This window comes from Streptomyces klenkii (assembly GCF_003626645.1).
Classification (GTDB): Bacteria; Actinomycetota; Actinomycetes; order Streptomycetales; family Streptomycetaceae; genus Streptomyces; species Streptomyces klenkii.
This window is the reverse complement of sequence record NZ_RBAM01000002.1, coordinates 636,898-659,187: the sequence shown is the minus strand read 5'-3', so window position 1 is coordinate 659,187 and position 22,290 is coordinate 636,898. Positions and strand designations below refer to the sequence as shown.

The window sequence follows — 22,290 nt, the reverse complement described above, 5'->3', positions numbered from 1 at the left end:
CAGCCGAGATCGCGAATGCACACGCGACCGAAGAGCCAGGATACTGGACGGGTCGCCGTAGACCCAATCGGCCGCATGAGGCGGCTGATCAGGCACCGGCGGGCCGGAGCCCGCCCCGTGCGGTCAGCGGCCCTGCTCGTACCTGCGGAGCTGTTCCAGGTCGATCATCGAGGTGTCGAAGAGGCTCGTCTCGTCCAGGGCGCCGCCCGCATGGGGCGGGCTCTGGGCGGGCTGGTGCTGCTGGGGCTCGTAGCCGCCCTGGGCGGCCCCGTAGCCGTCTCCTTGAGCGTGGGCGGGCCAGGCGTAGGGGTCGGCCTGCTGGTAGCCGCTCTGGACCGCGTACGGGTCCGGCTGCTGCTGCCCGTGGGAGCCGCTGTCCGCCCCGTACTGCTGCTGATAGGTGTACGGGTCCGGCTGGTAGGCCTGGGGCTCGTAGTAGCCGTCGTAGCCGCCCGCATGAGGCGCGGCATGAGGCGCCCCGTGCGCGGCCGCCGCCGGCTCCGGTGCGGCCGGCGCCTGGGGCGCGGCCAGTCCGGCGAGGAAGTCGGCGTCGCTGGTGGGGTGAGCGGCGCGGAGGCCGTCCTGGGCGGCCATGTGGGCGCCCAGCTCGTCGGCGGGGCGGGCGCCGAGGAGCTTCTCGCGGCCGCGGCCGACGGCCTCCAGCGTCTTGCTCAGGACCGCCGAGACGGCGCCCAGCTTGGCGTCGACGTAGGCGTCGGCCTGCTGCCGCTGGACGCGCGGGTCGGAGCTGGGCTCCGGGGCGTCCCCGCCGGGGTCGCCCTGGCCGCCGCCCTCCCCCGTGCGTCCCAGGAGCTTCTCGCGTCCCCGGTCGACGGATCCGATGGTCTTGGTGAGGACGACCTCGAAGTTGGCGAGCTTGCTGTCGACGTAGTCGTCGGCCTCGGTGCGGACCTCCTCGGCCTGTCGGCGGGCCTCCGCGAGGATGCGGTCGGCCTCCTCCTGGGACTGCCGGGCGACCTCGGTGTCGGAGATCAGCGATCCGCGGTGGGCCCGAGCGGACTCGATGATCCGCTCGGCCTCCTCGCGAGCCTCGGCGACCAGCTGTTCGCGGTCGCCGATCACTTCCTGCGCGCGGGCGAGCGACCCCGGCATCCCGGCACGGAGCTCCTCGAGGAGGGCGAGCAGCTCGGCGCGGTTGATGACGCATGAGGCGGACATCGGCATGGACCGTGCGGCGGTGACGGTCGCGACGATCTCGTCGAGCTTCTTCTGGACGTCCACCTGGCGCTCGCCACTTTCTTCTGCCGGACGACACGAACGGGGACGACTGTACGGGCAGTCGGGCCCCGCCCGACAGCCGCCGGCGGAGGGGTGGGCGTCAGCGCTCGCCGAGGCGTTGCGTGAGCGCTTCCAGCACCAGCGGGGGCACCAGGTGGGAGACGTCGCCGCCCCAGGCCGCGACCTCCTTGACCAGGCTGGACGACAGGAAGCTGTACGTCGGGTTGGTGGGGACGAACAGGGTCTCCACGCCCGAGAGCCCGTTGTTCATCTGGGCCATCTGGAGCTCGTAGTCGAAGTCGCTGACCGCCCGCAGCCCCTTGACGATGGCGGGGATGTCGCGCTGCTTGCAGAAGTCGACGAGCAGGCCGTGGAAGGACTCGACCTTCACGTTCCCGTACTCGGCCGTGACCCGGCGGAGCAGGTCTATCCGCTCCTCGACCGTGAACAGGCCCTGCTTCGACTGGTTGATCATCACTGCGACGTGGACGACGTCGTACAGCCTGGAAGCGCGGGCGATGATGTCGAGGTGTCCATTGGTGACGGGGTCGAACGACCCCGGACAGACGGCGCGGCGCAACGGTGTCTCCTCGCTCTCCGGTCCATTCATGACGCGCGGGGAGATGTCTCTTCGGCGCACGTCGAGGCGGCGCGACCGTACCAAAGCGTCCCCTCGCCGTAGCGACGGGCCCTCAGTGCCTCGAAGCCGTCCGGCCAGGGGAATTCCCCGCCTCTGGTGCTCCGCTCCACGGTGACCAGCACATCGTCGGCAAGCCACCCTCCGGTACGGAGTGTGAGGAGAATCTCGCGGAGCGCCTCGTCGGTGACGGCGTAGGGCGGGTCCAGGAAGACCACGTCGTACGGGGCGGCGGGCGCGGGTCCGGCGACGGTCTGCTCGGCCTTGCCGGCGCGGACTTCGGCTCCGGGGAGGCCGAGGGTGCGGACGTTCTCCCGGATGGTCCGCACCGCGCGGGCGTCGGACTCCACCAGCAGGACGTGCGCGGCGCCGCGCGAGAGCGCCTCCAGGCCGACCGCGCCCGAACCGCCGTACAGGTCGAGGACGCGGGTGCCGTGGAGGGTGCCCAGGAGCGACTCCAGGGTGGAGAACAGGCCCTCGCGCGCCCGGTCGGAGGTGGGGCGGGTGCCGGTGCCGGGCGGCACGGCGAGGCGGCGTCCGCCGGCGGTGCCGGCGATCACGCGGGTCATTGAGGTCCTCGGTCCTTCGCGACGGTGTGACGGAGCGGCGGCGGCCTGACAGTCGGCCGGTCGGGGCGCCGCCCCTTCAGCCTAGGGCGTCGGCGCCCGGCGAGCGCCTCCGCGGGACCTTTGACGAGGGGCTCCACGGAGGCCGGGACGCCTGCTTGCCGGTCCGGCGCGGTGTGCGCGGCACCGCGCTCCCTCAGCCATACGTCACTGGCCGTACGTACGTCACAGGCCGTACGTCAGCCCTTGTCCAGGTACTGCTCGCGCTCCTCATCCAGCAGGGCGTCCAGGGCGGTGCGCAGCTCGGGGAGCCCCTCCAGCTCCGGATCGGCGGCGACGACCGCGGCGGCCTCCTCGCGGGCCGCGGCGATGATCTCCTCGTCGTCGATGACGGCGAGCATGCGCAGGGACGAGCGCACGCCGGACTGGGCCTGGCCGAGAACGTCGCCCTCACGGCGCTGTTCGAGGTCGATGCGGGACAGCTCGAAGCCGTCCAGCGTGCCCGCGACGGCGGCGAGGCGGGCGCGGGCGGGGCTCGCCTCGGGGGCGTCGGTGACGAGCAGGCACAGGCCCGGGGCGGAGCCGCGGCCGACGCGGCCGCGGAGCTGGTGGAGCTGGGAGACCCCGAACCGGTCCGCGTCCATGATCACCATGACGGTGGAGTTCGGCACGTTCACACCGACCTCGATGACGGTCGTGGCGACCAGGACGTCCACCTCGCCGGCGGCGAAGCGGCGCATCACGTCGTCCTTCGCCTCGGGCTGCATGCGGCCGTGCAGCACCTCCACGCGGAGCCCCTTCAGGGGCCCCTTGGTGAGCTGTTCTGCGACATCCACGACCGCGAGGGGCGGGCGCCGCTCGCCGTCTCCCTCGGCGGCCTGCTCGGCGTCGCCCTTGGTGCCGCCGGAACCACCGGCGCCGCGCTTCGCGGCCGTCTTGGTGCCGTTCTCCTCCCCCAGGTCGTCGCCGATGCGGGGGCAGACCACGTACGCCTGGTGCCCGCCCTCGATCTCCTCGCGAACCCGCTCCCAGGTGCGCGCGAGGAAGTGGGGCTTGTCCTTCGCGGGCACCACGTGGGTGGCGATGGGCGAGCGGCCGGCGGGCAGCTGGTCCAGGACGGAGGTTTCCAGGTCTCCGAAGACGGTCATGGCGACGGTGCGCGGAATGGGGGTCGCCGTCATCACCAGGAGGTGCGGCGGCTGCTTGCCCTTGGAACGGAGGGCGTCCCGCTGCTCGACGCCGAAGCGGTGCTGCTCGTCCACGACGACCAGGCCGAGGTCGTGGAACTGCACCTTGTCCTCGATGAGGGCGTGGGTGCCGATGACGATGCCGGCTTCGCCGGTGACGAGGTCGAGCAGCGCCTGCCGCCGGGCCGCCGTCCCCATGGAGCCCGTGAGCAGCACGACCTTGGTGCTGCGCTCGGCGCCGCCGAGCATGCCGCCCTCGGCGAGCTCCCCCATCATCTCGACGACGGAGCGGTGGTGCTGCTGGGCGAGCACTTCGGTGGGAGCGAGCATGGCGGCCTGGCCGCCCGCGTCGACGACGCCGAGCATGGCGCGCAGCGCCACCATGGTTTTGCCGGAGCCGACCTCTCCTTGAAGGAGGCGGTGCATGGGGTGCTCAGTGGCCAGGTCGTCGAAGATCTCCGCCGAGACGGTGCGCTGGCCCTCGGTGAGGGTGAAGGGCAACTTGGCGTCGAAGGCGTCGAGGATGCCGCCGGCCACGGGTTTGCGGGCGACGGCGGGCAGCTGGGAGTCGGCGTGCCGGCGGCGGGCGAGGGCGACCTGGAGGACGAACGCCTCGTCCCACTTCAGGCGGGCTCTGGCGTCGTCGATGTCGGCCTTGGTGCGGGGCCGGTGGACCTTGCGGAAGGCGTCGGGGAGCTCCGCGAGGCCGCGGCCGTCGCGCAGGGACGGGGGCAGCGGGTCGGTGAGGCCCTGCCACTGCTCGGCCTCGAAGAGGTCCAGCAGGGTGTCGACGGCCTTGGTGAGCTTCCACGACTGGAACTGCTTGCAGGCGGGGTAGATCGGCAGCAGGCGGCCCGCGAAGGCCTCGGCCGCGTCGGCTCCGCTGTCGCGGTCCAGGAGCTCGTAGTCGGGGTGGAGGAGCTGGCGGGTGCGGTTGAAGACGGAGACCTTGCCCGCGAACATGCCGCGGCGGCCGGGGATCAGCTCCTTCTCCCGCGCGTAGGCGCCGCGGCCGAAGAAGACGAGCGTCAGGGAGCCGCTGCCGTCGGTGACGACGACCTCCAGGCGGACGCCCTTGCCGTGGTTGAAGGTCTTCATGGCGGCCTTGGCGACCTGGGCGACGACGGTGACGTGCTCGTCCAGCGGCAGGTCCGCGAGGCGGGTCAGCTCACCGCGCTCGGCGTAGCGGCGCGGGTAATGGTGCAGCAGATCGCCGGCCGTGTGCAGGTCGAGGTGCTCGGCCATCACCTTCGCGGTGCTGCCGCCGAGGATCTTCTTCAGGGGTTCATGAAGCGCGGGCACGGGTCCCATTGCACACCACGGCACTGACAGGCCGCGTCACGCGGCGCCGTCCGCCGTCGTCCGAGCCGTGTCACCGGGGTCATTCGATGGGGTCGTCCATGGGGTCATTCGATGCCGATGAGCAGCGGCGGCGACTGCTGTCCGCCCCGGTAGACGACCGTGTCGACGGCGAGGTGCGCGCCCCGTACGTGCCGCTCCAGGCGGTCGGCGACGGCGTCCGGGACGCCGGCACCGAGGACGAGGGTGACCATCTCGCCGCCCGCGGCGAGCATGCGGTCGAGGACGGTGCCGGCGGTGACGGCGAGATCGGAGCCGATGACGACCACGTCGCCGTCGATGAGGCCGAGCACGTCGCCGGCCTGGCAGACGCCGGCCATGGTCCAGGCCTGCCGTTCGGCGACGGCGAGCTCGGCGTAGCGGGTGGCGCCCGCGGCGGAGGTCATCGCGACGACGTCCTCGTCGAAGCGGCGTGCGGGCTCGTGGACGGCGAGCGCGGCGATGCCCTGGACGGCGGCGCGGGTGGGGATGAGGGCGACGCGGACGCCCTCGGCGCGTGCCTGCTCGGCCGCGGCGGCCGCGGTGTGCTGGAGTTCGGGGTCGTTGGGCAGCAGGACGACCTCGCGGGCGTTGGCGCGCCGGATGGCGTCGACGAGCTCGCCGCTGGCGGGGGGCTCCCCGGGGCGGGCCGCGACGGCGGTGGCGCCGGCGTCGGTGCACAGGGCGGCGAGGCCCTCGCCGGGGACGACCGCCACGACGGCGCGCTGGGCGGGCTCGCGGGTACGGGCCGCGGCCGGTTCGCCCGGGGCTGCCGCGGTGGCGCCGGAGCCGGCGAAGTGCGTGATGCGGATGCGGTGGGGGCGGCCCGCGTCGATGCCGGCTTCGACGGCGGCTCCGGCGTCGTCCACGTGGACGTGGACGTTCCACAGGCCGTCGCCGCCGACGACGACGAGGGAGTCGCCCAGGGCGTCGAGGCGGGTGCGGAGGCGGGGGATGGCGGTGTCGTCGGCGTCGAGGAGGTAGATGACCTCGAAGGCCGGCGTGGTGCTGCCGCCTGGGGCGGCGGTCGGGCAGGGCATGGGGCCGTGGGCGGAGGCCCGGGGCCGGGGCTCGGCATGAGGCGGGGGCTCGGCATGAGGCGGGGCCGGCTCGGGGTGCTGCCGGTACGGGGCGGGGGGACGCGTCCACGCGCGCGCCCCACGCGGGCTCCATGGGGCCGTCTCGCCGGACAGGGCCCGGGCGAGGGCTCCGATCACCTCCACGAGGCCCAGGCCGCCGGAGTCGACGACTCCGGCCCTGCTCAGGGCGTCGAGCTGGCCGGGGGTCATCGCGAGGGCGGAACGGGCGGCCTCGTCCGCGGCGCGGGCCACGGCGGCGCTGTCGCCCTGCGCTTCGGCTGCGGCGTCCGCCGCGGCCGCGGCGACGGTGAGGATGGTGCCTTCGACGGGGCGGGCGACGCCTTCATAGGCGGACTCGACGGCCCGCCGCAGGGCGCGGCGCAGCTGCCCGGCGTCGTCCGGGCCCCCCATGCCCCCCATGCCCTCTGCGTCCGCGTCGTCTACGCCCTGCGCTACGTCCGCCGCCAGGACCTCGGCCATGCCGCGCAGCAGCTGGGCCAGGATCGTGCCGGAGTTGCCGCGCGCACCTATGAGGGCGCCGTGCGCCATGGCGCGGACGGCGTCGGGGAGCGTGGGGCGGGAGGCCGGGCCGGTGGTGGCGTGGCCGTCGAAGACCGCGTCGACGGCGCGGGCGGCGGATTCGACGGTCAGGTACAGGTTCGTGCCCGTGTCGCCGTCCGGGACGGGATAGACGTTGATGGCGTCGATCTCCTCGCGGGCCCGCCCCAGTGCGTCGAGGGCCAGCGCGCACCAGGTGCGTACCGCAGCGGCGTCGAGCGTGTGCGGCACGTGTGTCCTCCTCGGACTCCCTGGGGCTGTGGAACGGTGATCGCAGACTAGCCCCGGGGCGGGTCCCGGCGGGAAGGCGGGCGGCCGGGGGCGGGACGACAGGTCACAGCCCGGGCAGCCATGGTAGTTTCGTGGAGCGGGAGCAGTCGTTGTATGCTGCTCCGGTTGCCTGATGAAAATCAGGACATCCCCCCTGGTAATGCCGGTCACTACAGATTTCGGCACGCAGGGATTTTCCGTACGTGCCTGTCGTCTCCGCGTAAGCGGGGGTGACCCGTCTTTGGAGTAACCCGTGGCTGCCAACTGCGACGTCTGCGGCAAGGGGCCGGGCTTCGGCAACGCTATTTCGCACTCGCACCGCCGTACCCCCCGCCGTTGGAACCCCAACATCCAGCGGGTGCGTGCTGTGGTCGGTGGGACGCCGAAGCGGCTCAACGTCTGCACCTCGTGCATCAAGGCCGACAAGGTCTCGCGCTAAGCGAGTGCTGTCCCCCGCGCAAGCGGGGGAAGCCGGTCTCGCTGTGACGTTATGTCGTGGCGCAGCCCATCCGGTTGCCTTGAGAGCCGGTCCACCTCACGGTGGGCCGGCTTTTCGCCGTATCCGGACGCCGTACCCGGACCGCACTCATGACTCATTGCCGCGCGTCCGGACCGCGCCTCATGCGGCGCCCCGTGCCCCCGCACGGCGCGCCCCGCAAGCCCCCCCGGCGGCACGCCCTACAGCCGCCCGCGCCACCCGTGGTCGACGGGCCCGATGCCGCCCCCCAGCGGGAAGCCCGCCGCGATGGCGCCCGTCACGTAGTCCTTGGCCTCCGTCACCGCTTCCGGCACCGTGCGCCCCTTGGCGAGGCCACTGGCGATCGCGCTCGCCAGCGTGCAGCCCGTCCCGTGCGTGTGGCGGTTGTCGTGGCGCGGAGCCCGCAGCCAGTGCTCCTCCGTGCCGTCGGTGAGCAGGTCCACCGCATCGCCTTCCAGGTGGCCGCCCTTGATGAGCGCCCACCGGGGCCCGAACGCCAGCACCTCGTCCGCTGCCCGCCTCATGCCCTCCTCCGAGGTGACCCGCAGGCCCGTCAGCCAGGCGACCTCGTCGAGGTTGGGGGTGGCGACGGTGGCGACCGGCAGCAGCTTCGTACGGACGGCGTCCAGGGCGGATGCGGCGAGCAGTGCGTCACCGTGCTTGGAAATGCCCACGGGGTCGACGACGACGGGGACGGGGGTGCCGGCGAGGAGTTCGGCGACGGTCCGCACGAGTTCGGCCGAGGCGAGCATGCCGGTCTTGACGGCCTGGACGCCGATGTCGTCGACGACGCTGCGGTACTGGGCCCGCACGGCCTCCGCGGGCAGCTCCCAGGCCCCTTGCACGCCGCGGGAGTTCTGCGCGGTCACGGCCGTGAGCACGCTCATGCCGTGCACGCCGAGCGCGAGCATGGTCTTGAGGTCGGCCTGGATGCCCGCACCGCCGCCGGAGTCGGATCCGGCGACGGTCAGTACGCGTGGGGGTATCGGCATGGGGCCGAATCTACAGCGCCGCCCCGGCCGCATGAGGCGGGGCATGAGGCGGTCCGCATGAGGCAGGGCACGAGGCGGTCCGCACGATGCAGGCCGCCTCATGCGGGCCGCATGAGGCGCGCCCCCTACTGCTCCGCTCCCCTTACTGCTCCACTCCCCCGTGCCGCGCTACTCCCCCGGTTCCAGGTCCCCGAAGTGGTCCCAGCCGCTGGTCTTGTCCCACGGGGCGCCGTCCACCGTCACCTGGGGCAGGGCCGAGGGGCTGACGACCTCACCGATGACCTTCCAGCGGGCGGGCAGCTTCACGTCCGGCGGGAAGGTCGCGACGATCGCGTGGTCCTCTCCCCCGGTCAGCACCCACTGGAGCGGGTCGATGCCGACGGCCTGCCCGATGTCCGACATCTGGGTGGGGACGTCGATGGCCGCCGTGCGCAGGTCGATCCGGACCTTGCTGGCCTCGGCGATGTGCCCGAGGTCGGCGACGAGGCCGTCGCTGACGTCCGTCATCGCGGTGGCGCCGAGGCTCGCCGCGGCCGGGCCGGCGTGGTACGGGGGCTCGGGGCGGCGGTGGGCCTCCACGAAGGCACGGGGCGAGCGGAAGCCGCGGGCGAGGACCGCGAGGCCGGCGGCGGACCAGCCGAGCCATCCGGTGACGGCGACGACGTCGCCGGGCTGGGCGCCGGAGCGGGTGACCGGCTCGTGGTTGCGCAGGTCACCGAGGGCGGTGATGGCGACGGTGATGGTGTCGCCGCGCACCACGTCGCCGCCGACGACGGCGGCACCGGCGACCTGGCACTCGTCGCGGATGCCGTCCATGAGCTCGGTCGGCCAGGTGGCGGGGAGTTCGGCGGGCACGACCAGGCCGAGCAGGATCGCGGTGGGCACGGCGCCCATGGCCGCGATGTCGGCGAGGTTCTGCGCGGCGGCCTTGCGCCCGACGTCGTAGGCGGTCGACCAGTCGCGGCGGAAGTGCCGCCCTTCCAGAAGCACATCCGTACTGGCCACGACCCTGCGGTCGGGCGCAGCCACCACCGCGGCGTCGTCACCCGGCCCGAGCCGGACCGCAGGGGTGGTGGTGAGCCGGGAAGTAAGCTCTCTGATGAGCCCGAACTCCCCCAACTCGCCCACGGTGCCTTTCACTGAGCTCCTCCTAGGAGTATCGGTTGTGACGTACGCCGCGCCGCGCAGGCAGCGCGGGTCTCCCCGCGCCGTGCGGCGACGCGGTACCGTGGCGTCTCTTCTCCCCACATGATCCTCGTAGCCGCCCTGGAGGTTCCGTGGTACAGGCGTACATCCTGATCCAGACCGAGGTCGGCAAGGCGTCGACCGTGGCCGAAGTCATCTCGAAGATCTCGGGGGTGATCCAGGCCGAGGACGTGACCGGTCCGTACGACGTGATCGTGCGCGCCCAGGCCGAGACCGTGGACGAGCTCGGCCGCATGGTGGTGGCCAGGATCCAGGCCGTGGAGGGCATCACCCGCACACTGACCTGCCCGGTCGTCCATCTCTAGGTCCCCCGTATGCTCGGCCGGTGAAGTCTTTCCTTCGCCGGCCCTTCGGCCTGCCCGCTGTCGTCGTGCTGTGCGCGGCCGCCGGCTGCTCGCCGGCGGGCGGCACGGAGGGGCCCGCGGTGCCCACGCCGCCGGCGCGGGCCGCCGGGCTCTGCCGGGCGCTGCACAAGGAGCTGCCGAAGACCGTGGGCGGGAAGGAGCGGCGCACCGCCGATCCCGTCTCGGACTTCACCGCAGTGTGGGGCGATCCCCCGATCGCCCTGCGCTGCGGGGTGGAGCGTCCCGAGATCATCAAGCCCGGTTCCGAACACTACAACCCCGCCGCGGACTCGGTGGAGATCGACGGTGTGGACTGGCTGCCGGAGCGGCAGCCGGACGGCAGCGTCCGCTGCACGACCACCCTGCGGGAGGCGTTCGTGGAGGTGACGCTGCCGGGGCAGGTCGTCGGCGGGGCCGGCGATCTCAGTGCGCTCACCGATCTCGCCGGCGCCGTCGCGAAGACGATCCCGGTGGGGGTCGTCTAGCGCGGTGCGCGGGGGCTAGCGCAGGCCGGTCGGCCGGCGCAGCGCCGCCTGGATGAGGCGGTCGATCAGCTCGGTGTAGCCGACGCCGCTCTCCTGCCACATGCGCGGGTACATGGAGATGGGCGTGAAGCCCGGCAGGGTGTTGATCTCGTTGATGACGAACTCGCCGTCCTCGGTGAGGAAGAAGTCGGCCCGCACGAGGCCCTCGCACGAGGCGGCGTCGAAGGCCTCGATGGCGAGCTCCTGCACCCGTGCCGTCTCCTCCGGCGTCAGCGGCGCGGGGACGAGGCCGGCGGCGGAGTCGATGTACTTCGCCTCGAAGTCGTAGAAGTCGTGGGCGGTGACCGGGGGGATCTCGGCGGGGACGCTGGCGCGCGGCCCGTCCTCGAACTCCAGGACGCCGCACTCGATCTCCCGGCCGCGCAGCAGCGACTCGACGAGGATCTTCGGGTCGTGGCGGCGGGCCTCGGCGACGGCGTCGTCCAGGCCGGAGACGTCGTCGACCTTGGTGATGCCCATGGAGGAGCCGGCGCGGGCGGGCTTGATGAAGACGGGCCAGCCGTGCTCGCCGGCGAAGTCGACGATCTTCTTGCGGGCTGCGGCCGGGTCGGTGTCCCACTCGCGGGGGCGGATGACCTCGTACGGGCCGACGGGCAGGCCGAAGGAGATGAAGACGCGCTTCATGTACTCCTTGTCCTGGCCGACGGCCGAGGCGAGCACTCCGGCGCCCACGTACGGGATGCCGGCGAGCTCCAGCATGCCCTGGAGGGTGCCGTCCTCGCCGTAGGGGCCGTGCAGCACGGGGAAGACCACGTCGACCTCGCCCAGGGCCTTGGGCACGGCGCCCGGCTCCGTGTAGACGATCTCGCGGTCGGAGGGGTCGACCGGCAGGACGACGGTGCCGTCGGGCGACTGGGCGAGCCCCGCGACGCTCGGCAGCGTGCGGTCGGCGATGGCCATCCGCTCGGGGTCGTCGGCGGTGAGCGCCCAACGTCCTTCGGTGGTGATGCCGATCGGCAGCACGTCGTACTTCGTGCGGTCGATGGCGCGCAGCACGGCGCCGGCGGTGACCACGGAAATGGCGTGCTCGGAACTGCGGCCGCCGAAGACGACCGCCACACGCGGCTTCCGGCCAGGGCTCTGGGGGGTGATCTCGCTGCTCATATCGCGACGAGAGTACCTCGTGGTGCGGGCCGCGTCAGTGCCGCTCGGGCTTGGCGCTGCGCGACATCAGCTCCTTGAGGGCGACGAGCGGCGGCTTGCCCTCGTGCACGATCTCCACGACGGTCTCCGTGATCGGCATGTCGACGCCGTGGCGGCGCGCCAGATCGAGCACCGACTCGCAGGACTTGACGCCCTCCGCGGTCTGCTTGGTGACGGCCACGGTCTCGGCGAGGGTCATGCCGCGGCCGAGGCTCGCGCCGAAGGTGCGGTTGCGGGAGAGCGGCGAGGCGCAGGTGGCGACGAGGTCCCCCATGCCGGCGAGGCCGGCGAAGGTGTGCGCGTCGGCGCCCATGGCGAGCCCCAGGCGGGTGGTCTCGGCCAGGCCTCGGGTGATGAGGGAGGCCTTGGCGTTGTCGCCGAGCCCCATGCCGTCGGCGATGCCGACGGCGAGGGCGATGACGTTCTTGACGGCGCCGCCGAGTTCGCAGCCGACGACGTCGGTGTTGGTGTACGGGCGGAAGTAAGCGGTGTGGCAGGCGGCCTGGAGCCGCTTGGCCACGGACTCGTCGCGGCAGGCGACGACGGCGGCGGCGGGCTGCCGGGCGGCGATCTCCTTGGCGAGGTTGGGGCCGGTCAGGACGGCCACCTGGCCGGCGGAGACCTTGGCGACCTCTTCGACGACCTCGCTCATGCGCTTGGCGGTGCCGAGCTCGATGCCCTTCATCAGGGAGACGAGAACGGTGTCGGCGGGCAGCAGGGGCGCCCACTCGGTGAGGTTGCCGCGCAGGGTCTGGGAGGGGACGGCGAGGACGGTGAATTCGGCGCCCCGTGCGGCCACGGCGGGATCGGTGGTGGCCCGTACGGAGGGCGGGAGCTCGGTGCCCGGGAGGTAGTCGGGGTTGGTGCGGGTGGTGTTGATCGCCTCCACGACGGCGGCGCGCCGGCCCCACATGGTGACCTCGCAGCCGGCGTCCGCGAGGATCATGGCAAAGGCGGTTCCCCAGGAACCGGTGCCGTAGACGGCGCAGCGTGTCACTTGTCGTCCTCCTGGGCCTTGCGGCGGGCCGCGGCGCGGGCCTTCTTGGGGTTGTACGGCTCGGCGGGGGCCGGCTCGCCGCGCAGTTCGGCGAGGAGGGCGGTGATGGCGGTCATGATGTCGTCGGTCGCGGCGCGCAGGACGTCCGCGGTGGGCTCCTTGCCGTAGTACGCGGAGAGGTCCACGGGCGGGCCGGCGATGACCTTGAGGGTCTTGCGGGGGAAGAGCTGGAGCTTCTTCTCCTTGGCGTACGGCGGCATGGCCTCGTTGGCGCCCCACTGGGCGACGGGGATGACCGGGGCGCGGGTGAGGAGGGCGACGCGGGCGGCGCCGGTCTTGCCCTCCATGGGCCACATGTCAGGGTCGCGGGTGAGGGTGCCCTCGGGGTAGAAGGCCACGCACTCGCCCTTGTTGATGGCCTCGACGGCGGCCTTGAAGGCGGCCGCGGCGTCGGCCGACTCCCGGTAGACGGGGATCTGGCCGGTGCCGCGCAGGATCGCGCCGACGAAGCTGCCCTTGAACAGGGCCGCCTTGGCGAGGAAGCGGGGGACGCGCCCGGTGTTGTACTGGTAGTGCGCGTAGGAGAGCGGGTCGAGATACGAGTTGTGGTTGACGGCGGTAATAAAACCGCCGTCGGCCGGAATGTGCTCCATTCCTCGCCAGTCCCGCTTGAACAGAACCACGAGCGGCGGTTTTGCCAACACCGCCGTAAAGCGGTACCAGAAGCCGATTCTGTGGCGGGACACTCGGACACCCTTCTCTTGGGACCTGGGCTCTGTGCTGAACCCGGAGGCCGCACAAGTGTCGCCCCAGGTCCCCGGTCTGTCGAGAACACCGTAACCCCGCGCTCCGTGGGCGGCTGCGGCAGCGGGTGACAATGAGGCTGTTGCGAAGAGAGGGGGCGGATGTGGTCTGGACGCTGGTGGTGCCGGTGAAGCCGCTGGCCCTGGCCAAGAGCCGTCTCGCCAGGGGGGCCGGGGAGGAGGCGCGGGCCGGCCTCGCGCTGGCGTTCGCGGTGGACACGGTGGCCGCGGCACTGGCCTGTGCGGCGGTACGGGATGTGGTGGTCGTCACGGGCGATCCGCTGGCGGGGGCCGAGCTGACCGCCCTCGGGGCGCGCGTCGTGGCCGAACCCGGGGGGCCCGGCGGCCTGAACGGCGCCCTTGCGCACGGTGCGCGGAGCGTACGGAGCGAGCGGCCGGACACGGCCGTGGCGACGCTCAACGCGGACCTTCCCGCGCTGCGCCCGGCGGAACTGGCGCGGGTGCTCGATTCGGCCGCGGAATTCCCCCGCACATTTCTCGCGGACGCGGCGGGAATCGGAACGACGCTGCTGGCGGCGGCGCCGGGAATGGAATTGGCGCCGGCGTTCGAAGGACATTCGCGCGCCCGTCACCTCGGTTCGGGAGCCCGCGAGATCGGGCTGGCCGGGGTGGATTCCGTACGCCGGGACGTGGACACGGAGGAGGATTTGCGGGCCGCTCTGGCGCTGGGCGTGGGGCCCCGTACGGCTGCTGCCGTGGGGGCGTCGGCGGGGGCGCATGGGGCATGGGGCGGCCGCCTCATGCGGCAGGGCCCCGTGGACGGTGCGCAGCCGCATGAGGCGCCCGCGGCGGAACGCTCCGCCCCGTGCGCCGACTAGGCTGCTGGCATGCAGGCCACCGCGTACACCTTCGACCCTCAGACGCGCTCCGGGAGCGTCCTCCTGGACGACGGCACCCCGCTGCCCTTCGACGCCGCGGCGTTCGACGCGGGGGGCCTGCGCCTGCTCCGGCCGGGCCAGCGGGTGCGCATCGAGTGCACGGGGCCCGCTGCCGGCGCCGAGGGGACCCCGGAGGGCCGCCGCGTGACGCTGGTGACACTGCAAACGTTCTGAGGGCGCCGCAAGCGCTCCTCCATGCGCCTGTACACACCGCGGGCCGGGCTCCCCGAGGGGAGCCCGGCCCGGCGCGTGACGCCGTTCGCCGCCTTACTTCTTGGCAGCGGTCTTCTTGGCGGTGGTCTTGCGCGCGGTGGTCTTGCGCGTCGTGGCCTTGGTGGCCGTGGCCTTCTTGGCGGGCGCCTTCTTCGCGGCGGCCTTCTTGGCGGTGGCGGCCGTGGTGGCCTTCTTCGCCGGAGCGGCCTTCTTGGCGACGGTCTTCTTGGCGGCAGCCGTCGTCTTCTTGGCCGTCGTGGTCTTCTTCGCCGTCGTCTTCTTGGCGGCGGCCGTGGTCTTCTTCGCCGTCGTGGTCTTCTTCGCGGCGGCCTTCTTGGCGGTGGCGGCCGTGGTGGCCTTCTTCGCCGTCGTCTTCTTGGCGGTGGCCTTCTTCGCCGCGGCCTTGGTGGTGGCCTTGCCGCCCGAAAGGCTGCCCTTGGGCGCCTTCTTGACGGAGACCTCGCCGCCCTTGGGCAGCTTCTTCGAGCCGCTCACCAGGTCCTTGAAGCCCTGACCCGCGCGGAAGCGCGGCACCGAGGTCTTCTTGACCCGCACGCGCTCACCCGTCTGCGGGTTGCGGGCGTAACGGGCCGGGCGGTCGACCTTCTCGAACGAGCCGAAGCCGGTGACCGAGACCCGGTCACCCGCGACGACCGCGCGGACGATCGCGTCGAGCACCGCGTCGACGGCGTCTGCGGCCTGCTGACGGCCGCCGAGCTTGTCGGCAATCGCTTCAACGAGCTGCGCCTTGTTCACGTCTTCCCCTTCGGAGACATTGCTGGAACGAATGCGCTCCAGCCTTTTCGCACGTTAGGCAGATATATACCGCAAATCAAACACGAAACGGTCTAATCACCCTTGTGCCGCAACGAACTCGACCATCACGGAGTTCCGTCACGGTCGGGCTCTTCGGGGAAACGGCCCTCGTCGAGGTCGTTCATCAGCCGGTCCAGACGCATTGCGGCGCCTGAGAGATCGTGCTTCGCCGCGGCCGTGATGGCCAGCAGCTTCCGGGACAGCGCCATCCGTACGCCCTCCGGGACTTGCAGTGTGCGCACCCGGGAGTGCGCTTCCTTGAGCCGGTCCGCAACGAGCCGGAAAAGCTCGAGTTGGCTGTCGCGTTCCATGCACCGATTGTGCCATCTGAGGCGAGTTGTCGCTTCACAGGGCCTCAACAGAGCGATGCGCCCCCTGTCCGAAGACAGGGGGCGCATCATGCCAAACCCTAGGTGAGCAGCGAAAATCCGGGGTCCTCCGGAAGCCCTCCGGGGCGGGCGGAGGGGCACGAAATCCGTGTCAGATCCGGGCTGTGGAGGGCTTGAAGGAGGGCCTTCCGGCCTCGAAAGAGGCGATGTCGGCCTCGTGCCGGAGGGTCAGGCCGATGTCGTCCAGCCCCTCCAGCAGACGCCACCGGGCGTTCTCGTCAAGGTCGAAATCAGCCGTGATCCCCTCGGCCCGGACCTGGCGCGCGACGAGGTCGACGGTCACCTCGGCGGTGGGGTCGGCCTCGGTCAGCTCCCAGAGGGCGTCAACGGTCTCCTGCGGCAGGACGACCGTCAGCAGACCGTTCTTGAGCGAGTTGCCGCGGAAGATGTCGGCGAAGCGCGCGGAGACGACCGCCTTGAAGCCGTAGTTCTGCAGCGCCCAGACCGCGTGCTCGCGGGAGGAGCCGGTGCCGAAGTCCGGGCCGGCCACCAGGACGCTGGCCCCGCGGCGCTCGGGGCGGTTCAGCACGAACTCGGGGTCCTTGCGCCAGGCCTCGAACAGACCGTCCTCGAACCCGTCGCGGGTGACCTTCTTGAGCCAGTGCGCGGGGATGATCTGGTCGGTGTCGACGTTGCTGCGGCGCAGCGGTACGGCGCGGCCGGTGTGCGTGGTGAAAGCTTCCATGACGGTTCAGGCCCCCAGGGGAGTGCGGACGTCGGACGCGCCGGCCGGGCCGGACGGGGCGGACTGGCCGGGGAGGTCGGAGAGGTCGGCCGGGGAGGCCAGATGGCCCAGTACGGCGGTGGCGGCGGCCACCTGGGGCGAGACCAGGTGCGTACGGCCGCCCTTGCCCTGCCTGCCCTCGAAGTTGCGGTTGGAGGTCGACGCGGACCTCTCGCCCGGCGCGAGTTGGTCGGGGTTCATGCCGAGGCACATCGAACAGCCCGCGTGGCGCCACTCGGCGCCGGCCGCGGTGAAGACCTTGTCCAGCCCCTCGCCGACGGCCTGGAGGGACACCCGTACGGAGCCGGGGACGACCAGCATGCGGATGCCGTCGGCGATCCGGCGGCCCTCCAGGACGGCCGCGGCGGCGCGCAGGTCCTCGATCCGGCCGTTGGTGCACGAGCCCACGAAGACGGTGTCGACGCGGATGTCGCGCAGCGGCTGACCCGCCGTCAACCCCATGTATTCCAGGGCCTTTTCGGCGGACAGGCGGTCGGACGGGTCGGGGTACGAGGCGGGGTCGGGGACGGCCGCCGACAGGGGGGCGCCCTGGCCCGGGTTGGTGCCCCAGGTGACGAACGGGGAGAGCTCGGCGGCGTCGATGACGACCTCGTGGTCGAAGACGGCGTCGTCGTCGGTGCGCAGGGTGCGCCAGTAGGCGACGGCGGCGTCCCAGTCGTCCCCCTGGGGGGCGTGGGGCCGGTCCTTCAGGTAGGCGAAGGTGGTCTCGTCGGGCGCGATCATGCCCGCACGGGCGCCCGCCTCGATGGACATGTTGCACACGGTCATCCGCGCCTCCATCGAAAGCTGCTCGATGGCCGTTCCGCGGTACTCGATGACGTAGCCCTGGCCGCCGCCGGTGCCGATGCGGGCGATGACGGCGAGGATCAGGTCCTTGGCGGTGACGCCCTCGGGCAGTTCGCCGTCGACGGTGACCGCCATGGTGCGGAACGGGGCCAGCGGCAGCGTCTGGGTGGCGAGGACGTGCTCGACCTGGCTGGTGCCGATGCCGAACGCCAGCGCACCGAACGCACCGTGGGTGGAGGTGTGGCTGTCGCCGCAGACGACGGTGGTGCCGGGCTGGGTCAGTCCCAGCTGCGGTCCCACTACGTGGACGACGCCCTGTTCGACGTCGCCCAGCGGGTGCAGCCGGACCCCGAACTCGGCGCAGTTCCTGCGCAGCGTCTCCAGCTGCGTGCGCGAGACCGGGTCGGCGATGGGCTTGTCGATGTCGAGGGTCGGGGTGTTGTGGTCCTCGGTGGCGATGGTGAGGTCCAGGCGGCGCACGGGGCGGCCGGCCTTGCGGAGGCCGTCGAAGGCCTGGGGGCTGGTGACCTCGTGGAGCAGGTGCAGGTCGATGTAGAGCAGGTCGGGCTCGCCCTCAGCGCGCCTGACGACATGGTCGTCCCAAACCTTCTCTGCGAGTGTGCGTCCCATCGCTGTCCCTCCGGCCGGCTTCGTCGCCGGTCACATTCCTGTGGCTGCGGGTGCTCTCCAACCAGGTTGAGGCTTCTCCGGGAAATTTGAACTTGCGTTTCACACTGTGAGACGCAAGTATCGTTGCATGGACAACACTGGTGGCGCCTCGAGCGGCGTGGGAGTACTCGACAAGGCGGCTCTGGTGCTGAGCGCGCTGGAGTCCGGTCCGGCGACCCTGGCGGGGCTCGTCACGGCCACGGGCCTGGCGCGCCCGACGGCGCACCGGCTGGCGGTGGCGCTGGAGCACCACCGGATGGTGGCGCGGGACATGCAGGGCCGGTTCATCCTCGGCCCGCGGCTGAGCGAGCTGGCGGCCGCGGCGGGCGAGGACAGGCTCCTGGCGACGGCGGGCCCCGTGCTCACCCACCTGCGGGACGTGACGGGCGAGAGCGCGCAGCTCTACCGCCGCCAGGGCGACATGCGCATCTGTGTGGCCGCGGCGGAGCGGCTGTCCGGCCTGCGGGACACGGTGCCGGTGGGCTCCACGCTGCCGATGAAGGCCGGCTCGGCCGCCCAGGTCCTGATGGCGTGGGAGGAGCCGGAGCGGCTGCACCGCGGCCTCCAGGGGGCCCGTTTCACGGCGACGGCGCTCTCGGGCGTGCGGCGCCGGGGCTGGGCGCAGTCGATCGGCGAGCGGGAGCCGGGCGTCGCCTCGGTGTCCGCGCCCGTGCGCGGGCCGTCCAACCGCGTGGTCGCCGCCGTCTCGGTCTCCGGACCGATCGAGCGCCTCACGCGGCACCCGGGGCGCATGCACGCCCAGGCGGTGCTGGACGCCGCGATGCGCCTCACGGAGGCGCTGCGCCGCAACGGCTGACGGGAGGGGCCGCGTGGGGCGGGTGCGGGGCGCATGAGGCGGGCCGCGTGAGGGCCTCATGCGGGCCCGTCCTGCTCCGCACAGCCCGCCTCACGCGACGGACAACCGTCGCCTCATGGGACCGAGCAGCGCCCCATGCGCCCGCCCCATGCACTGCCTCATGCGGCCGCCTCGGGCACTCCCCATGCGCCCGCCTCAGGCAGCCGTCTCGCCGCCGCTGCTCGTGAACCGCTCTGCCGCGCGTTCGCCGCGCCTGGCCACCGGCTCGACGCCGTAGGCCTTGCCGAGCCCGGTTTCCGGCATGCCGGAATAGATCGACTCGTACGAGCCGGCCGGCACGACGTACGTCTCGTGCCAGATGCCTACGGCTCCCTCGCTGCCCCGCGCGCGACGGTTGAACGCCGCCCACGCGGGGCGGTGCTCTTTGCTCCCGTCCGCGGCGTAGGCGAGCAGCTTCTCGCGGGATTCCCAGTACTGGATGACGACGAGGTTCCTCGGGCCGCTCGCGAACTGCCGGAAGCCCAGCAGTCCGCTGTGCTCGTCGCGCGCGAGCTCCTTGAGCATGCGCGGCATCGCGCGGAGGGCGGGTACCCAGTGGCGCACCGCCCGCCAGCGGTTGATCCGCATTCCGATCAGGAAGACGACCACGTCGCCTTCGGCCGCGGCGGTAACCCGTTCCGGTATCGGCTGTGCGCTCATGAGAACACTCCCCCATTCATTGGATAGCGTCGCTATCCATGCTTGGATAGTGCCACTCCCCAACGAAGGGCGCAAGAGGACATGCGACTGGCCGAGCTGAGCGAACGCAGTGGCGTGTCCACCGCCACGATCAAGTACTACTTGCGCGAGGGGCTGCTCCAGCCCGGCCGCAGGGTCTCCGCCACCCAGGCCGAGTACGACGACGCGCACGTCCGCCGGCTGCGCCTGGTGCGGGCCCTGATCCAGCTGGGCAAGGTGCCGGTGGCCACCGCGCGCGAGGTCATCGCCGCCGCGGAGGACGAGTCCCTGGACCACCATCTGAGACTCGGCGCGGCCACGTGGGCGCTGCCGGCCGAACCGGAGCCCCCGGAGGACGACCCTGACGCGGCCGCGGCGGGCCGCACGGTGGGCGCCCTCCTGGAGCACGTCGGCTGGCGGCACGACCAGAAGGCCGGGGAGGTGTCCCCCGCCCACCGCACGCTGGTCGCGGCGGTCGCCGCGCTCAGGCGCCTCGGCTACCCGTGCGGTGTCGCGCACCTGCTGCCGTACGCGCGGCTCGCCGCACAGCTCGCGGTCACGGATCTGGACATGGTCGAGGAGCAGCCCACGGAGGCCGGGCAGATCGAGGCGGCCGTCGCGCTCACGGTCCTCTACGAGCCGGTGCTGCTGAGCCTGCGCCGCCTCGCGCACGCCGAGGAGTCGGCGCGGCGCTTCATGGACGATGACGGGGCCGACAGCACCGCCGGGGCATGAGGCGGTGAGCCCCCAGGGCTCCGCAGCGCCTCAGGCGGGCCTCATGCCCGGGCGAGCGCCGCGCCTCATGCGGCCCTCACGCCCGCCTCATGCGCGCCCCCACCGCAAGCGCCTCACGCCCCCGCCGTCCGCGCCCCAGGCCCCCTCACAGCCGCTCCGCGTCGCCCGGGCCCGGCACTCTCAGCGTGAGGACCGTCTCCGGGCCCCGTGCGCGCAGTTCCAGGGAGTCGCCGAGGGTGCGGGCGAGCCACAGGCCGTCTTCCGCCCCCTGCGCGTCACCGGGCGGCCGGTAGCCCGCGAAGGGCGGGACATCCGCGTCCCGCCCTATGCGCCCGCCCTCCCGCTCCGTGCGCCGTAGCTCGTAGACCACGGCGCCCGGCTCCTCCCACGCCCTCAGCGTGACGCGCGCGCCCTCCGCGGCCAGCAGGTAGGCGGCGGCCTCATGCGCGGCCAGTTCGGCCAGGGCGAGCCGGCCGCCGGTCAGGCCCGCCCCTGCGGCCCGTTCGCGGGCGAGACGGCGCAGCACGGACGCGTCGCCCGTGGGCCCCGTGCAGGCGGCCGACGGCGGCGCGCATGAGGCGGCCGGCCCGTCCACCGCAGCCGCGTAAGCCGCCGGGTCCGCGTACGACGCGCACGGGGCCTGCCGCTCGCCGTCCAGGCGGACGGGATGGGTGGCCAAGGCCGCCTCCGCCACGTCATTGGGAACGACGCGGGTGTCGTAGGGGCAGACCATCCACACGGGCAGTCCGGCGAGGAGCACGTTGAGCCCGGACTCCATGCGTTTCCACTCGGCGGTCTGGCGGGCGGAGCGGCCGGCCCACACCGGTTCGGCGATCATGCGGGTGCGCCGGCCGGGCCGGGCGCGCCGTTCGTGATGGCGCAGGAAGGCGGAGACCCGTTCGACGGGGCGGCGGCCGAAGTAGGCGGTCTCGGCGGTGTCGAGGTGGTGGGCGCTCTCGCCCAGGGCCTCGCGCAGCAGCTCGATGTTGGCGGGCGTCGTGGCGGCGAGGACGGGTTCCCCGGCCGCGAGCCCGTCCCGTACGAAGGGCACCGCCATCGCCAGGAACTCCGCGTCGGAGCCGTACAGGCAGGCGTGGTGGACGAACGCGGCCGGGCCGGTGCGGTCAGCAGCCATGCGCGGCCCCCAGCCGCAGGCCCGGCGTGGCGTCCCAGCCGATGAGGGTGATGACCTGGAGCAGGTGGGGCGGCACTCCGGCGAGCTCCACGGTGCAGTGGCGGGCGGCGCGGGCCCGGGCGAAGGTCATGAGCAGCCGCAGCCCGGCGAGGTCCAGGAACTCCACGCGGGACATCTCCAGGCGCAGGTCGCCGCGGACGGAGGCCACCGACTGGAGGGCCTCCCTGAGGTGGCGGTGGGAGTCCGCGTCGACCACCCCTTCGATCCGCAGTCCCGGCGGGCTGACGGTGGCGACGACGGTCAGTTCGGCCGTGCGGACGAGAGGATCCACTTCGACGCTCCTGGAATGGGCCGCTGCGGGGGCGCCCGGCGCGGCGGGCTCTCGGCGGCGGATGTCGTGCGGACGCTGCGGAGGCGCCCCGCCGGCGCCCGAACTCCGCGGCGGGCAGGGCTCCGTGGCGCGGCGGGACCGGCGCCGGCCGCCGCTGGGATGGGCCATGGGGGGATTATCGGGCCGGGCCGGGGCGCGCGGAAGGCCGCATGAAAAAATGCCCCCCGCGTATGCGGGAGGCATTCTCTCCTGTGGTACCCCCGACCGGATTCGAACCGGCGCTACCGCCTTGAGAGGGCGGCGTGCTAGGCCGCTACACAACGGGGGCCTGCTTTTTATTTTGCTCTTGCAGACTCAAAAAGCAATCTGCGCTGGGCTACCAGGACTCGAACCTAGACTAAATGAACCAGAATCACTCGTGCTGCCAATTACACCATAGCCCATGGTGGTTTGATAACCAGTACCCCCGACCGGATTCGAACCGGCGCTACCGCCTTGAGAGGGCGGCGTGCTAGGCCGCTACACAACGGGGGCCCTAGCGATCTCCTTCAGGTCCCCCTGAGTGGAAATCTGTACCCCCGACCGGATTCGAACCGGCGCTACCGCCTTGAGAGGGCGGCGTGCTAGGCCGCTACACAACGGGGGCTTGCACTTCA

General features: G+C 72.5%; 24 protein-coding genes and 4 tRNA genes. 7 read left to right on the top strand and 21 right to left on the bottom strand.

What is annotated here, in order from left to right; all coding sequences use genetic code 11:
• Positions 1–123: 123 nt before the first annotated feature.
• From D7231_RS06315 to D7231_RS06295, 5 genes are all read right to left on the bottom strand, one after another.
• Positions 124–1,242 carry an ATP synthase F0 subunit B gene (locus D7231_RS06315; protein ID WP_120753905.1) on the bottom strand — a complete coding sequence of 373 codons (1,119 nt, stop codon included), beginning with the start codon at positions 1,240–1,242 and terminating at the stop codon, positions 124–126.
• 97 nt (positions 1,243–1,339) lie between these two features.
• Positions 1,340–1,849 carry a pantetheine-phosphate adenylyltransferase gene (gene coaD / locus D7231_RS06310; protein ID WP_120753904.1) on the bottom strand — a complete coding sequence of 170 codons (510 nt, stop codon included), beginning with the start codon at positions 1,847–1,849 and terminating at the stop codon, positions 1,340–1,342.
• Entirely contained in the window at positions 1,846–2,445 is a 600-nt protein-coding gene (rsmD, locus tag D7231_RS06305; protein WP_120753903.1) for a 16S rRNA (guanine(966)-N(2))-methyltransferase RsmD, read from the bottom strand. The genes coaD and rsmD overlap by 4 nt, the downstream gene beginning before the upstream one ends.
• Before the next feature lie 236 nt (positions 2,446–2,681).
• Positions 2,682–4,940 (bottom strand): ATP-dependent DNA helicase RecG, encoded by a 2,259-nt coding sequence (recG, locus tag D7231_RS06300; protein ID WP_199739310.1) that lies wholly within the window; start codon positions 4,938–4,940, stop codon positions 2,682–2,684.
• Positions 4,941–5,035: 95 nt separating this feature from the next.
• Entirely contained in the window at positions 5,036–6,835 is a 1,800-nt protein-coding gene (locus D7231_RS06295; RefSeq protein WP_199739320.1) for a DAK2 domain-containing protein, read from the bottom strand.
• Between the two features lie 292 nt (positions 6,836–7,127).
• Here D7231_RS06295 and rpmB point away from each other — a divergent pair, with 292 nt between their 5' ends.
• Positions 7,128–7,313 carry a 50S ribosomal protein L28 gene (gene rpmB / locus D7231_RS06290; protein ID WP_078660562.1) on the top strand — a complete coding sequence of 62 codons (186 nt, stop codon included), beginning with the start codon at positions 7,128–7,130 and terminating at the stop codon, positions 7,311–7,313.
• A 239-nt stretch (positions 7,314–7,552) separates the two neighbouring features.
• Here the strand turns inward: rpmB and thiD are convergent, their stop codons facing one another.
• Positions 7,553–8,344 (bottom strand): bifunctional hydroxymethylpyrimidine kinase/phosphomethylpyrimidine kinase, encoded by a 792-nt coding sequence (thiD, locus tag D7231_RS06285; RefSeq protein WP_120753902.1) that lies wholly within the window; start codon positions 8,342–8,344, stop codon positions 7,553–7,555.
• 168 nt (positions 8,345–8,512) lie between these two features.
• The gene (locus D7231_RS06280; protein WP_120753901.1) at positions 8,513–9,484 is read right to left on the bottom strand and encodes a thiamine-phosphate kinase; all 972 of its coding nucleotides are present in this window, start codon (positions 9,482–9,484) and stop codon (positions 8,513–8,515) included.
• A 137-nt stretch (positions 9,485–9,621) separates the two neighbouring features.
• On the opposite strand from D7231_RS06280, the gene D7231_RS06275 reads away from it, so the two are divergent.
• Together D7231_RS06275 and D7231_RS06270 are read left to right on the top strand one after the other, a co-directional pair.
• Positions 9,622–9,855, top strand: a complete 234-nt coding sequence (locus tag D7231_RS06275) for an Lrp/AsnC family transcriptional regulator (protein ID WP_030369306.1) — start codon at positions 9,622–9,624, stop codon at positions 9,853–9,855.
• Positions 9,856–9,875: 20 nt separating this feature from the next.
• On the top strand, positions 9,876–10,379 hold the full coding sequence (locus tag D7231_RS06270; protein ID WP_120753900.1) for a DUF3515 domain-containing protein: 504 nt from the start codon (positions 9,876–9,878) through the stop codon (positions 10,377–10,379).
• Between the two features lie 15 nt (positions 10,380–10,394).
• Here D7231_RS06270 and D7231_RS06265 read toward each other — a convergent pair whose 3' ends face one another.
• Genes D7231_RS06265 through D7231_RS06255 form a run of 3 tightly spaced genes read right to left on the bottom strand, consistent with a single transcriptional unit; the run spans position 10,395 to position 13,325 of the window.
• Complete coding sequence (locus D7231_RS06265; RefSeq protein WP_120753899.1) at positions 10,395–11,543, bottom strand: D-alanine--D-alanine ligase family protein; 1,149 nt, start codon at positions 11,541–11,543, stop codon at positions 10,395–10,397.
• Between the two features lie 34 nt (positions 11,544–11,577).
• Positions 11,578–12,579 carry an NAD(P)H-dependent glycerol-3-phosphate dehydrogenase gene (locus D7231_RS06260; RefSeq protein WP_120753898.1) on the bottom strand — a complete coding sequence of 334 codons (1,002 nt, stop codon included), beginning with the start codon at positions 12,577–12,579 and terminating at the stop codon, positions 11,578–11,580.
• On the bottom strand, positions 12,576–13,325 hold the full coding sequence (locus tag D7231_RS06255; protein ID WP_030369302.1) for a lysophospholipid acyltransferase family protein: 750 nt from the start codon (positions 13,323–13,325) through the stop codon (positions 12,576–12,578). Before D7231_RS06255 ends, D7231_RS06260 begins: the two co-directional genes overlap by 4 nt.
• 161 nt (positions 13,326–13,486) lie before the next feature.
• On the opposite strand from D7231_RS06255, the gene cofC reads away from it, so the two are divergent.
• Entirely contained in the window at positions 13,487–14,221 is a 735-nt protein-coding gene (gene cofC / locus D7231_RS06250) for a 2-phospho-L-lactate guanylyltransferase (RefSeq protein WP_120753897.1), read from the top strand.
• A 9-nt stretch (positions 14,222–14,230) separates the two neighbouring features.
• A complete protein-coding gene (locus D7231_RS06245; RefSeq protein WP_120753896.1) occupies positions 14,231–14,455 on the top strand; it encodes a hypothetical protein in 225 nt (74 codons plus the stop codon).
• 93 nt (positions 14,456–14,548) lie between these two features.
• Here the strand turns inward: D7231_RS06245 and D7231_RS06240 are convergent, their stop codons facing one another.
• From D7231_RS06240 to leuC, 4 genes are all read right to left on the bottom strand, one after another.
• Positions 14,549–15,250: an HU family DNA-binding protein gene (locus D7231_RS06240; protein ID WP_120753895.1), complete on the bottom strand. Its 702-nt coding sequence runs from the start codon at positions 15,248–15,250 to the stop codon at positions 14,549–14,551.
• Positions 15,251–15,375: 125 nt separating this feature from the next.
• Positions 15,376–15,621, bottom strand: coding sequence for an SCO5555 family protein (locus D7231_RS06235; protein WP_120753894.1), 246 nt, complete (start codon positions 15,619–15,621; stop codon positions 15,376–15,378).
• Between the two features lie 169 nt (positions 15,622–15,790).
• On the bottom strand, positions 15,791–16,384 hold the full coding sequence (gene leuD / locus D7231_RS06230) for a 3-isopropylmalate dehydratase small subunit (protein ID WP_120753893.1): 594 nt from the start codon (positions 16,382–16,384) through the stop codon (positions 15,791–15,793).
• 6 nt (positions 16,385–16,390) lie between these two features.
• On the bottom strand, positions 16,391–17,860 hold the full coding sequence (leuC, locus tag D7231_RS06225) for a 3-isopropylmalate dehydratase large subunit (RefSeq protein ID WP_241999588.1): 1,470 nt from the start codon (positions 17,858–17,860) through the stop codon (positions 16,391–16,393).
• 127 nt (positions 17,861–17,987) lie between these two features.
• On the opposite strand from leuC, the gene ndgR reads away from it, so the two are divergent.
• Complete coding sequence (ndgR, locus tag D7231_RS06220; RefSeq protein ID WP_030369295.1) at positions 17,988–18,716, top strand: IclR family transcriptional regulator NdgR; 729 nt, start codon at positions 17,988–17,990, stop codon at positions 18,714–18,716.
• 195 nt (positions 18,717–18,911) lie between these two features.
• On the opposite strand, the gene D7231_RS06215 is transcribed toward ndgR, so the two are convergent.
• Positions 18,912–19,415: a DUF4188 domain-containing protein gene (locus D7231_RS06215; protein WP_120753892.1), complete on the bottom strand. Its 504-nt coding sequence runs from the start codon at positions 19,413–19,415 to the stop codon at positions 18,912–18,914.
• Positions 19,416–19,496: 81 nt separating this feature from the next.
• Between D7231_RS06215 and D7231_RS06210 the strand changes: the two genes are divergently transcribed.
• The gene (locus tag D7231_RS06210; RefSeq protein ID WP_120753891.1) at positions 19,497–20,168 is read left to right on the top strand and encodes a MerR family transcriptional regulator; all 672 of its coding nucleotides are present in this window, start codon (positions 19,497–19,499) and stop codon (positions 20,166–20,168) included.
• Positions 20,169–20,313: 145 nt separating this feature from the next.
• On the opposite strand, the gene D7231_RS06205 is transcribed toward D7231_RS06210, so the two are convergent.
• From D7231_RS06205 to D7231_RS06180, 6 genes are all read right to left on the bottom strand, one after another.
• A complete protein-coding gene (locus D7231_RS06205) occupies positions 20,314–21,303 on the bottom strand; it encodes an MEDS domain-containing protein (protein ID WP_120753890.1) in 990 nt (329 codons plus the stop codon).
• Positions 21,293–21,634, bottom strand: a complete 342-nt coding sequence (locus D7231_RS36435) for an STAS domain-containing protein (RefSeq protein ID WP_158673722.1) — start codon at positions 21,632–21,634, stop codon at positions 21,293–21,295. The genes D7231_RS06205 and D7231_RS36435 overlap by 11 nt, the downstream gene beginning before the upstream one ends.
• A 252-nt stretch (positions 21,635–21,886) precedes the next feature.
• Positions 21,887–21,962 (bottom strand) — tRNA-Glu (locus D7231_RS06195).
• A 43-nt stretch (positions 21,963–22,005) separates the two neighbouring features.
• A tRNA-Gln gene (locus tag D7231_RS06190) sits at positions 22,006–22,077 on the bottom strand.
• Between the two features lie 18 nt (positions 22,078–22,095).
• A tRNA-Glu gene (locus D7231_RS06185) sits at positions 22,096–22,168 on the bottom strand.
• A 39-nt stretch (positions 22,169–22,207) separates the two neighbouring features.
• Positions 22,208–22,280, bottom strand: a tRNA-Glu gene (locus D7231_RS06180).
• Positions 22,281–22,290 lie beyond the last annotated feature (10 nt).